Genomic DNA, 12,040 nt, shown 5'->3' with positions numbered 1-12,040 from the left:
TATTCTTTTACCCTATGAAAGCCGAAACCAAGTTGAAACTCCTGACCAATAGGTAAACTGTCGGCTTTAAACAGGCTTTTGAGAACCAGACCATTGCCCCATGTATCAATCTGTTAGTCAGAAGATAACTCAATTACCACGCGAATATTCAGTCGATCTGTTACCGGCCATTCGCGATGTATTCGAAAAACGTCGGCAAACGATTGTTGTGCTTGACGACGATCCTACTGGCACACAGACCTGCTATGACGTCATGGTACTGACTACCTGGCGGGTGGAACTTATTGCCGAAGAATTACGAAAAAATCCTTCCATTCTGTATATCCTCACCAATTCGCGTAGTTTACCCGAAAACGAAGCCGTTGAACTCGCTCAGGAAATTGGCCGGAACTTACAGCAGGCCGTTAGCGAAAGTGGGCGCGACATTGTCGTTGTTAGCCGAAGTGATTCAACCTTACGGGGTCATTTTCCGGCTGAAGTAGATGCCGTTGCGCAGTCGCTGGGTATAACAAAGGCTATCACTGTGCTGATTCCCGCGTTTATTGAAGGTGGCCGCTACACGATTGACGATGTTCATTATCTGGTTGAAAATCACCAGCTAGTTCCCGTTTCAGACACACCGTTTGCCCAGGATGTGGTATTTGGCTATACCCATTCGAATTTAAAACAGTGGGTAGAGGAAAAAACAAACGGGAGAATACAGGCATCAGCCGTACACTCTATCAGTCTCAACGAAATCCGAACAGGTGGTCCAGAGGCTGTTAGTGAAGCATTCACACGCTGTACCGATGGCAGCGTCTGCGTCGTTAATGCGGTCAGCTACCGCGATTTGGAAGTAGTCGTGATGGGCCTCCTACTGGCCGAAGCATCGGGCAAGCAGTTCTTATACCGAACATCGGCTACGTTTGTTCCGATTCGGGCCGGACTGGCATCGGGCAAGCCATTTATCCCCACCAAAACAGTACCTCCATCAGCCAATGGTTATCTGGTTATTGTCGGGTCGCACGTTCCCAAAACGACCCAGCAGCTAAGCCGGTTACTGAAACGAGGAATGTATAAGACCATTGAAATCGACGTTGCCGAACTCCTGATCAGCCGTGATTCGGCAGCGCATGCCGTTGGCATAAGCCAGCAAACGGACAACTGGCTCGAAGCCGGAGAAAACGTTGTCCTATATACCAGTCGCCAGCAAAAGGTAGGTATTGATGCCGTTGAAAGTCTGACCATAAATTCGGTAGTTTCTAATTTCCTGGTCAAGGTACTTCATGAACTCGTAATTCGCCCGAAGTTCATTGTGGCGAAAGGAGGGATTACATCCAGCGATCTGGCAGCGAACGGGTTATCGGCCGAAAAAGCATTGGTACTGGGGCCTATTATTCCCGGCGTACCCGTCTGGCAAATGACCGAAAGCAGTAAATTTCCGGGTATTCGTTATGTAGTTTTCCCAGGCAATGTTGGCGATGAAGCTGCTCTGGAAACTGTTTGTCAGTTGATCGATATGTCTTATTCTAGCTAATTTATATACTTATCTCTCCTCTTTTGGCGGGCTGTTTTCCGTAATTATTTCCGAAAATCAGAAGGGCCGAAGATTTAAACAAAATGAAAGTGACAATTGCGAAAAAACGTAGTCAAATACAGTACAGAAGTTAAGGTTCTTTATGGCAACAAGTTTTATTGATATGAATTCTCAGGAAACTTTTCTGGCGGTTTTTCAACTCCAGGAAATGCCCGGTGTTGTTGCATTCGACTCAACAGACGATGCTATAGAGTTTCTGGAAACGAGTGTAGCCCTGGGCGACCTATCACCGTTGGGTGTCGTCGAATGGGATGATAGCAAGCACAGCGCTAAAGAAGTGTACTGGCAATATAACTCCTCCATTTCACCAGGCATGATCATGGCAACCGCTTTTCAGGGTTACGTGGGCTGCCGAAATTAACCTACCTAACAGATTACCAACCTACAGAAAGCCTTGCAACTTGGTTGTAAGGCTTTTCTGTTTGATTAGCAGTAGCCTAGCTCTCCGCTCCCTGGCTTTCCCATGATTCGACCCGTTATCATTGCTTCCCTGCTGGTCACAGTGGACCAGGCAAACCTAAGAGTGACGGTAAGAAAATAATCGCCAATAGCCTTCAAAGCATCCCTATCAGTAACTATTTCTATAGTCAATTATCTTGATGATTCACTGTTTTGGCACTCTTTACCCATCATCTATTCGACACGGTAGTAACGAAGCTGCTGATTCACCTTTAAGTAATTGACTGTTTTCTGATTTTTCTCCCTCCACCATGTCCGATATTGTCGAGCTACTGGTTAACACGTTTGGCAACAACACTGTGCTCAGCCGTGAAGAAGCCAGTTCACGTGTAGCCAGCCACTGGAAGCAAACCGGAAGCCTCGATTGTCGGGCGCTGCTTTTGCCTACCACTACCCAGGAGGTGTCCCGAATGCTTCAAATTTGTCACGAGTTTCATCAACCCGTTGTCCCCCAGGGCGGATTGACCAATGTGGTTGGCGGTACCGATACAAGCGCCCATGAAATAGCGTTGAGCCTTGAGCGGATGAATCGGGTTGAACAAATCGATGTAGCCAACAAAACCGCAACGGTACAGGCGGGAGTTGTACTGCAACAGCTACGCGATCAGGTAGCCGCACATGGGCAGCTTTTTCCACTCGATCTGGGCGCTAAAGGCAGCTGTATGATTGGGGGCAATATCGCGTCGAATGCGGGGGGCTTACAGGCCTTACGCTATGGTGTTATGCGTAATCTGGTGCTGGGCCTGGAAGTGGTTCTGGCCGATGGAACCATCGTTTCGTCGATGAACAAAATGATGAAGAATAATGCCGGATATGACCTGAAACAGCTTTTCATTGGCTCCGAAGGAACGTTAGGTATTATCACTAGAGCGGTGCTGAAACTGGACGATCTGCCCAAAACCCGCAATACGGCTTTTATAGCCGTAGATAGCTTCGAAAAGGCCAATAGCCTCTTGCTGGCCGCCAAAACCCACCTAAAAAACGATCTTACCAGTTTCGAACTGTTATGGCAGGACTATTATCAGTTGATGACCTCGAAGCCTGCCCTGTTCGCACCGCCCCTGGCTCAGCATTATCCTTTTTACGTATTACTGGAATCCCTCGGGCAGGATGCCGACAAAGACAAACACCAGTTTGACGCCTTTTTAGAGCACGCCCTGACGACTGACCTGATTGTTGACGCGGTGATAGCCCAATCGCAAAAAGAGCTGGACTGGTTTTGGGGCATCCGCGAAAATGTAGAGTTTATTTTCTCGGTTCATCGACCCGTTTTTCTATTCGACATCAGCCTCGCCATTTCCGAGATGGATACCTACATCAAAACCATACGGTTAGCCCTTCAACAAACCTGGCCCGATGTGTACCTCTACACATTTGGGCACATGGGCGATGGCAACCTTCACCTGTTTATTAGTTGTGGCAATGAGGACCACTTTACCAAACACGCCATAGAAGAGACGCTATACGCCCGACTCCAACCAATCGGCGGTTCCATAACTGGCGAACATGGCATTGGTCTGGAGAAAAAAAACTGGCTTTACTTAAGCCGTACACCCGAAGAAATCACTCTGATGCGAACCCTTAAAAAAGCGCTGGACCCGCGTGGTATCCTGAATCCCGGAAAGCTATTACCCGATTAATAAGGCGTTTATAGCTTATCAAGCACCACTCACCGTTTCGGCTTCAACTATTCACCTGAGTGCCGCTACAGAACAAGGATTATTCTGGGGATATCGAACGCTCCAGCAACTGGCTCAGTCTAAAACACAGCCATTCCTGGCGGGTTGCCAAATCGTCGATTTTCCAGCCTTTCCAATCCGTGGCTTCATGCATGATGTAGGACGCAGTTTTATTCCAATCGACCGCCTGAAAGCGCATATTGTCATCCTGTCCCGCTACAAAAGAAATACATTTCACGGGCATCTGACGGATTCGACGGTGACCAAACGCTTTCCCGGCCTTTACTATACCAAACAGCTAGCCTGTGAACTGGTCACTTTTTGGAAAGCGCAGCGCGTGCTACTCATCCCGGAAATCGACATGCCGGGGCATAGTGGAGCTTTTCGGCGGGCAACGGGGTATGACATGCAAAGTGATTTCGGTAAAGTGCTGGTAAAGAAACTCCTCCCGGAAGTCTGTGCGTTGTTCGACGTACCATACATCCACATCGGCACCGATGAGGTTGCGTTTAACGATGCGCAGTTCGTGCCCGAAATGGCAGCAGTGAGTCCGGGATTGTGGTAAGGAAGTCCTAGGTTGGAAAAAGACGCATCGCCCCCGGCTGGCCAGTGGGATTATAAAGGTAGCCGCATCTGGATCAATGGAAAGGTTATTAATCCGCCGGTCTGGTCTACACCCGGTCAGCATTCTGCCGATCTGGAAACACCGTACACCAATGAACCCTACGAAAACCGGCCTCCTCTCGTTGTTGCCTTACGCAAAGGATGGAATAAAGTACTGCTGAAACTTCCTGCCGGTGCTTTCCAGACCGCCGATATCGTCTGGTCAAATGGATGTTTACCTGCGTCTTTGTCCGTCCGGCAGGTACGAACTACGACGTCACAAGTGAGTTGGTATTCTCACCCGATCAACACCTTTCACCTCACAGCGAGTAAAGTTTAGTAAATGTAATCAGTGGTACTATTTTGCTACAAGCACTGATCTACCCTGAAATGCTTATTTCCAGATCGATTTTGCAGTATATAGCTTAAAACTCTTCACATCGATACGGTTACCCCAAAACTGAATAGCCTCTTTGGCGGTCGAAATCGGCTTTCTCGCAAGTGAATACGAATAGGCTCCTCCATCGATAAACACCTCTATACTAGTCCGATCAACGTAAATATCAGCGGTCACCTCCATACTGGTCATGTTTTCTGGGGAATAAAAGACGCCATTGACCAGGTTCGAATTCAGGTCATAATCGAGTATCCGCTGACCGAAAAGCGAAACACCCGCACTGGTTGCATGCGATAGTTTAAGCGTTGTCGTCAATCGAAATCGGTCCAGCTCTTTAAACGCTTTCACTTGTTCATTGGCTTCGGCTGCGCTCAGATCGCCCCCCTGTTGAACCAGATCGAACAACTGCTCGGTTTCTTTGACGGGTACGCTAACCAGACGGGGGCCATTTTTAGTTGTTCGCAATTGTAGCTCAGTGGGCATAAGCATCTGGTTGTTGAAGGGCATCCCCGGTTGCGAAATGCGGCCCCAGCCAATCTGAATGCGCCGGGGGTCGGTATCGGGCATATTGGCAAAGGTTTGGGCGGCATAGAGGCTACCTGTCGTATAATAATGCTTACCGGACTCCGGCGTAAAAACTTTTCCATCAAACGCCCCAATCATATACGTGGCCGACGCGCCATACATGACCCATTTTGTCTGGCTCTTATCCCCATCTATGGGCAATTCAAACAAGTCCGGGCATTCCCAGAAGCCCGTCACATGACTCTGATACGTCCACTCCTTCAGGTTTTTTGAAGTATAAATCGAATGGCCATCCCGTTCGTTGAGTACCATTACCCAGTGATTGCCCGGCTTATACCAAAACACTCGTGGATCGCGCGTATCCTTACTATTCCACTTCGCTTTGGAGTCGATGAGTGGGTTCTTGGTATACTTTGTCCAGGTGCGGCCTTTATCCAGGCTATAGGCCATACACTGAACCTGTTTATCCGGATTGTCGACGGTAAACAGCGCAATCATCGCTGGTGTATTGCCCCGGTTGAAACCTGCCGTATTCGCATAATCAATCACGGTTGATCCCGAAAACATCGTCCCCAGGCTATCGGGCGAGAGGGCTGTCGGTAGCTCCTCCCAATGAATCATGTCGCTGCTGACGGCATGGCCCCACGACATATTTTCCCAGTCGCGTTCGTAGGGGTTATGCTGGTAAAACAGATGGTACTCTCCCTCATAGAAAATCATTCCGTTCGGGTCGTTGATCCAGCCTCGGCGGGTAGAAAAATGGTATTGGGGCCGATTAGTTTCTTTGTATAGCGAATCCTGTCCGGCGATTTTATCATCCTGATAAATCGGGGCTAATCCCTCCAAATTGCCGTCGTAGCTGATCGTAATGGCTTTGCCTTTCAGAGCAGCCATGTCGCAAAACACCCAGTAGTCGGGCTTTCCGGTCGCCAGCCGTATTTTGAACGAGCGCTCTGGTTTACCCTGAATCGTAAACTGCATGGTTCCCCGGCTCTGCGACTGCGACACGGGCAGGTTCAGGTAGCGTTTGGTAATTGTTAAGGAGAGGCTCTGCGACTGGAGTGAGCCACTGATCCATACGAGCAGACAGATGAGCTTACCAACGGATTTCATTCATAGTAGGGGTTTATCCGAGTGAAGTATAAACGGCAGGGATTATACTTTAAGGAGCAGAGATCTAACAAACCATGTTCTAAATCCTTATCTACATGAATCGCAGAATTTTGGTCGTTACGGGCGATGGAGGTGAAAGTTATGAAACCCTATATGCTGTTCACCGCTTTCAGGAAGAAGGCGATACCGCTGTGATTGCGGCTCCCAGCAAACGCCGACTTAACCTGGTGATGCACGATTTTGAACCGGGTTGGGATACGTATATGGAGCGCCCCGGTTATTGCCTGGCTTCCGATCTGACCATTGCCGATGTGGTGGTTGATGATTATGACGCTATTCTGCTACTGGGAGGCCGCGCTCCCGAATACCTGCGCAACCATGCCCCCTTGCTGGATGTCGTGCGCGAGTTCGACCGGCAGGGAAAATGGGTTTTTGCCATCTGCCACGGTATTCAGATTCTGGTCACGGCAGGTTTAGCCCAAAACCGAACCCTCACGGCCTACGAGCATGTGCGTGCCGAAATTGAAATGGGCGGAGGAACCTATGCGACCGAACAGGCCATCCGCGACCGGAACATGGTTACAGCCCAAACCTGGCAGTCGCACCCAGAGTTCTACCGCGAGGTGTTTGCCTGCCTCAGGGAATCAGAACTGGTAGGGCAATAAGGGGATAGGGCTTATCGAAGCCCTATCCCTAGATTTTATCAGCTACCTGCGCGCTCCTTTACCCCTGCTTTTTGCTTATTAGCCACAATTATTCCCAGCCGCCAGTGGGTTTGTGTACGTTTGTATTTTTCGGTACGTAGTCAATGGCCGCCTGGTTTAGAATCCACAGAACCCATGTATTGATCGGAATGGCTCTGGCCATTCTACCAATCGTTTATTACGGGTTTAGCGGAGCAAGCGTTTCGCCTTTACGCCCCCATGAACATCTTGTTCAGAACAGTCTGGCTTATTGTTTCCTGATCACCTTCTCATACATTAACCATACGGTATTTGTACCGCGCCTGTTTCTGAATAAGCGGTACCGACGTTATGTCCTTATAGCCATTAGCTGCATACTGGCCGCTGTTTATCTGCCCTATCGGATTGAACAGTGGATTTTCTTTAAAGCCCCATCAGAGAACACCCCACAAGCCTGGTTCCGGCAAATCTTTGTGGAAGAAATGATGCTACGCCCCCACGATTTGCCACCCTTTGCAGCACAGGCACGCGACCATAAGCCTCACGTTGACCTGCCTGACCATTCACATCGATCGGACGATCATCCCCATTACGGCGTCGGACCTGATGGCCGACACGGCACCTCGTTTACGCTATTGCTCCCGGTCAAGCTAGCCATCTTTTTCTTATTGGGCAGTGTTAGTACGCTCATCTCGATTTCGGTTCAGACAGCGAGTCGGCTTCATCAGGTTGAAAATGACCAGCTACAGGCTGAGCTTCGCCAACTCAAAGCGCAAATCCAGCCGCATTTTCTGTTCAATACCCTCAATAGTATTTATGCCCTGGCCATTCGCCAGGATGAGCAAACTGCCGATACAATTGTAAAACTCTCGGAGTTCATGCGGTATATTATTCGAGACGCCCATCGGGATAAAGTGGCTCTGTCGCGGGAGATCAACTACATTGTCAACTACATCGACCTCCAGAAAGCACGCTTACGGGATGCTGTTCGGATCAACTGCCAACTGGAAGGGAATGAGAACCATCTGGAAATTGCTCCCTTACTGCTCTTCTCCTTCATTGAAAATGCCTTTAAATACGGCGTAAGCCCAGATGAAGACTCACACATAGACATTCATGTACGAATTGAAGAAAATCGGCTGAGCCTGTACGTAGCCAATAAAAAAGTGCGGATCAGCCTGTTGGAAAACTCAACGGGAATAGGCCTGCAAAACACCCGTGAACGGCTTCGGCTTTTGTATCCAGACGCCCATGAACTAACCATCGATAATGGACCTACCGATTTCCGTGTTCATCTACAGCTAACGTTATCCTGATGAAAGCCATCGCCCTCGACGACGAACGTCCTGCTCTTGATGTGATTGAAGCCTTCTGTAGCCGAATCGAGGCCGTAGAGCTGGCCAAAACGTTCATTCGTACCGGAGAGGCTCGTCTGTATCTGGAAACCAATCCGGTTGATCTCATCTTTTTAGATATCAATATGCCCAAAGAGTCGGGGCTCGACTTTTTCAAATCCATCACACAGCAAACCCTCGTTATTTTTACAACAGCCTACAGCGAATACGCCCTGGAAAGCTACGAAGTCGAAGCCGTCGATTACCTTCTCAAACCCTATACATTCGACCGATTTACCAAAGCCGTCCAACGAGCGCAAACCCGATGGCGAGCGCTCAAACAACTCTCCGGTGAAAACACAGGCAACACCGAGCGTACGCACCTTTTCTTTCGGGCCGATTACGGGTTGGTGAAAGTGACCATCGCCGATATTTTCTTCATAGAGGGTCTGGATAATTACCTCAAAATCCATCTGCAGCATGGAAAGACCATCGTTTTACGTCTTACCCTAAAAGCCATACTGGACGAATTACCAGCCGGAAAATTCACTCGTGTTCACCGGTCGTTTATTGTAGCTCTTGGTAAAATTGAGGCCATCCGCAGCAAAATGATCCTGATCGACGATGAAGAAATTCCCATTGGCAGCAGCTACGAAAAGGAGTTTTTCAGCCTTTTCATGAAATAGACAGACTATAAACGCGAGGGCGCGATGTGCGTAAAGAATGGAATTTAATCCCTATTCTTTGTGCCCATCGCGCCCTTGTGCTGTAGCTGAAAACCAGCGATTTAACCCCGGAAAATTCCTTATTCATCACAAAGTCAGCGCAATTACCCCCAAACCAATAGAGCTAACCACTCTTTTTCCGCTACCCGGCTTTTGCACATGACTTTTGTCCCATAATTCATTCATCTGGTTGGCAATCACTACAGACGGATGAATCACAAAAGAGGCTGTTCGCCACAACTTTCCAGCTCTTTACCCCAACACGGCATGGGTTGTGCAACAGCGATTCATGGTTATAAGTACTCGGTAGTAAACACGTAGGCACTGAGCAAACGCTGCTCAACTTTCAGTATGAAACGCAAAAACATATCGATTCTCCTGCTCTTGCTGCTTGGCTTCGGCAACCTCTTCGAAGGCTGTAAATCATCCGATGTTGACGCCACCAACTCAACCAGTACATCCACGGGCACATCGACCGGTACTACTACAGGTTCCACAACGAGTAATTCCAGCTCCATCACGACGGCCCTGTCGGTCACCGGCACCACGACAACCTGCAATTCGACGGGCGTGGCCCAGATCGTCTGTCTGGCTGAGGCCTTCAAAGCGACGCTAAGCAGTACTCAACTGGCCGCTACCCAACTGACGTATTCCAAAACCAATGCTCAGAAATGGTCAAACCTGCCCGCAGGCATGTCGGCCCGGATTGGCATTAACCTGGGTTCGCTTAGCGACACGCAACTGGCCGCTTTCCGTAACCTGATGGTCGCTGTACTGACGTTGGGCACTACCGACGAAGGATATGATGAGATGATTGGCAATCTAGTTGCCGATGATTACCTTAATTCCATCGGTGGAGGTTCTACTTATGGAGCCGGCAATTACTACATCTCGTTTCTGGGCACACCAAGCACCAGTAGTTTATGGGCTATTCTGTTTACGGGTCACCACTATACCCAGCCGATCACCTTCAATGCTGGGGCCGTTACTGGGGTTACCCCTGCCTTCCGGGGTACTGAGCCACAGGCTGCCGTTACCGCAGCCAGCCGTACCTACCAGGCCTTTGAGCAGGAGCGTGTCGCTTTCGCAGCCATGCTGACCGGGCTGAGCACCACCGAGCAGACAACAGCCAAACTGTCGGGTTCTTACAACGACCTGGTACTAGGACCGGGGCAGGATGGTAAGTTTCCAGCAACCAAGTCGGGGTTGCAGGTGGGCACCCTGAGTAGCGACAAGCAGGCCCTGGTACTCAAAGCCATCAAGCTCTACGTCAATGACCTGGACGCCACGACATCAGCGGCTATATTGACCAAATACACTTCAGAGCTGGCCAATACGTACATTTCGTATTCAGGCACAACGGCCATGAGTTCGCAGGGGGACTATGTTCGGGTTGATGGGCCGAGTGTCTGGATCGAGTTTTCGTATCAGGGCGGAGTCATCATCAAAAATACACCCCACTCTCACTCCGTGTGGCGCGATCACTCCGGTGATTACGGTGGCAACTAGGATTGATGGGAAGATAATTGTTCCAAATACAGCCGTTTATTTCACTGATGACCAAACGAACGGCAACTACAATACAATGTCTATAAAGCTTTTGCCAACAAATAAATCAGGCCGTCTCAGCAGTCGTCTATCCAACTGGCTGTTGGGCATCAGCCTACTTGTAGTAACCCTGGGGCAGCCCCGCTTAGCCACTGCTCACCCTATGCCGAACTCGGTAGTACTACTCAATGTCCATGTAAACCGCATCGATGCTGAACTACAGATACCCCTAGTCGAACTACAATCCGCCTGGGGCCATGCAGTCAACGATTCGTCGGTAGGGCTAGTGGAGCGGCTGGGGCCTCAACTGCGGGATTATCTCAAATCGCACATTCGCCCGCAAAGCCCCGATGGGCGCTTCTGGTCAGTATCGGTCGGGGAGCTAACCGCTCACGAAAGCCAGAATCCAATTACCGGCGTATACCGCGAGCTGACGGCGCAGGTGCAGCTAGTTCCTCCGGCGGGAAGTGATGTCCGGCAGTTTACGTTTCAGTACGATGCAGTGTTACATCAGGTGATGACCCACAAAATTCTGGTGTCGGTACGTCAGGACTGGGAATGTGGGCAACTGGCCGAAACCGAACCGGTTCAGGTGGGCGAAATCAGTCTGGACATTGTGAACAACCGCATTCTGCCACTCCCGGTCAACCTGGCATCGGGTAGTTTCTGGACGGGCTTTATGGCCATGATCAAACTAGGCACCCAGCACATTGCCGAAGGCACCGATCATTTATTATTTTTACTTGTTCTGCTACTGCCTGCGCCACTTGTGGTAGTCGGGCAACGTTGGGGGCAATTTGGCGGAGTTCGCTACAGCCTGAAACGGTTGCTGCTGATTGTAACGGCATTTACCATCGGGCATTCCATCACCTTACTGGCAGGCTCAATTGGCTGGGTTCGGTTAGCATCGCAACCCGTTGAAATCCTGATTGTCGTATCGATTCTGGTATCGGCTATTCACGCTGTCCGACCTGTTTTTTTCGGTCGTGAAGCCTGGGTCGCGGCTGGGTTTGGACTGGTTCATGGACTGGCGTTTGCCAGTACCCTGGCAAACCTACAACTCGATGCAGGTCCGATGGCGCTGAGTATTCTGGGCTTCAATCTGGGCATTGAACTGATGCAGTTGACCATCATCCTGGTAGTGATTCCCTGGCTGATGCTTCTGAGTCGTACACCCGTCTACACCGTCGTCCGGCGGTCAGGCGCTTTTCTGTCAGGTATTGCCGCCCTCGGCTGGCTTGCTGAGCGCATATCAGGTCAGCCTAATCTGCTGACAGAAGCGATTGAAGTTATTGCCAGTTATGCTCCGTATGGCCTTATCATATTAGCTTTGCTGTCGCTTTACCTAACCTGGCGGGCAAGGCCCGCAAAACCGTTACCAACAGCGTAGAGGCTTAT

At 49.8% G+C, this 12,040-nt stretch carries 11 protein-coding genes and 1 pseudogene; 11 read left to right on the top strand and 1 reads right to left on the bottom strand.

Annotated features, from left to right (window positions below; all coding sequences use genetic code 11):
- Positions 1-100: 100 nt before the first annotated feature.
- The 6 genes and pseudogenes from B5M13_RS30040 to B5M13_RS34300 all read left to right on the top strand — a co-directional run bounded on the left by B5M13_RS30040 (position 101) and on the right by B5M13_RS34300 (position 4,657).
- The gene (locus tag B5M13_RS30040; RefSeq protein ID WP_080059170.1) at positions 101-1,516 is read left to right on the top strand and encodes a four-carbon acid sugar kinase family protein; all 1,416 of its coding nucleotides are present in this window, start codon (positions 101-103) and stop codon (positions 1,514-1,516) included.
- Between the two features lie 163 nt (positions 1,517-1,679).
- Positions 1,680-1,937, top strand: coding sequence for a hypothetical protein (locus B5M13_RS30035; protein WP_155297354.1), 258 nt, complete (start codon positions 1,680-1,682; stop codon positions 1,935-1,937).
- Positions 1,938-2,286: 349 nt separating this feature from the next.
- Positions 2,287-3,675, top strand: coding sequence for an FAD-binding oxidoreductase (locus B5M13_RS30030; protein ID WP_080059168.1), 1,389 nt, complete (start codon positions 2,287-2,289; stop codon positions 3,673-3,675).
- A pseudogene (locus B5M13_RS34555) lies at positions 3,650-3,775 on the top strand (hypothetical protein); the annotation flags it as partial. The gene B5M13_RS30030 and the pseudogene B5M13_RS34555, both read left to right, overlap by 26 nt.
- 87 nt (positions 3,776-3,862) lie before the next feature.
- The gene (locus B5M13_RS34305; RefSeq protein WP_245859563.1) at positions 3,863-4,279 is read left to right on the top strand and encodes a family 20 glycosylhydrolase; all 417 of its coding nucleotides are present in this window, start codon (positions 3,863-3,865) and stop codon (positions 4,277-4,279) included.
- A 12-nt stretch (positions 4,280-4,291) separates the two neighbouring features.
- Positions 4,292-4,657, top strand: a complete 366-nt coding sequence (locus B5M13_RS34300) for a hypothetical protein (RefSeq protein WP_245859562.1) — start codon at positions 4,292-4,294, stop codon at positions 4,655-4,657.
- Between the two features lie 54 nt (positions 4,658-4,711).
- Here the strand turns inward: B5M13_RS34300 and B5M13_RS30020 are convergent, their stop codons facing one another.
- Entirely contained in the window at positions 4,712-6,352 is a 1,641-nt protein-coding gene (locus tag B5M13_RS30020) for a glycoside hydrolase family 32 protein (RefSeq protein WP_080059167.1), read from the bottom strand.
- Positions 6,353-6,447: 95 nt separating this feature from the next.
- On the opposite strand from B5M13_RS30020, the gene B5M13_RS30015 reads away from it, so the two are divergent.
- From B5M13_RS30015 to B5M13_RS29995, 5 genes are all read left to right on the top strand, one after another.
- The gene (locus tag B5M13_RS30015) at positions 6,448-7,017 is read left to right on the top strand and encodes a DJ-1/PfpI family protein (protein ID WP_080059166.1); all 570 of its coding nucleotides are present in this window, start codon (positions 6,448-6,450) and stop codon (positions 7,015-7,017) included.
- Positions 7,018-7,205: 188 nt separating this feature from the next.
- Positions 7,206-8,351, top strand: a complete 1,146-nt coding sequence (locus tag B5M13_RS30010) for a sensor histidine kinase (protein ID WP_245859561.1) — start codon at positions 7,206-7,208, stop codon at positions 8,349-8,351.
- A complete protein-coding gene (locus B5M13_RS30005; RefSeq protein ID WP_080059164.1) occupies positions 8,351-9,055 on the top strand; it encodes a LytR/AlgR family response regulator transcription factor in 705 nt (234 codons plus the stop codon). The genes B5M13_RS30010 and B5M13_RS30005 overlap by 1 nt, the downstream gene beginning before the upstream one ends.
- A 390-nt stretch (positions 9,056-9,445) precedes the next feature.
- Entirely contained in the window at positions 9,446-10,603 is a 1,158-nt protein-coding gene (locus tag B5M13_RS30000; RefSeq protein WP_080059163.1) for a DUF3500 domain-containing protein, read from the top strand.
- 76 nt (positions 10,604-10,679) lie between these two features.
- On the top strand, positions 10,680-12,032 hold the full coding sequence (locus tag B5M13_RS29995) for a HupE/UreJ family protein (protein WP_080059162.1): 1,353 nt from the start codon (positions 10,680-10,682) through the stop codon (positions 12,030-12,032).
- Positions 12,033-12,040: the final 8 nt, after the last annotated feature.

Origin of the sequence: Spirosoma aerolatum (assembly GCF_002056795.1) — a bacterium.
Taxonomy (GTDB): domain Bacteria; phylum Bacteroidota; class Bacteroidia; order Cytophagales; family Spirosomataceae; genus Spirosoma; species Spirosoma aerolatum.
This window is presented reverse-complemented; position numbering and strand designations above follow the sequence as displayed.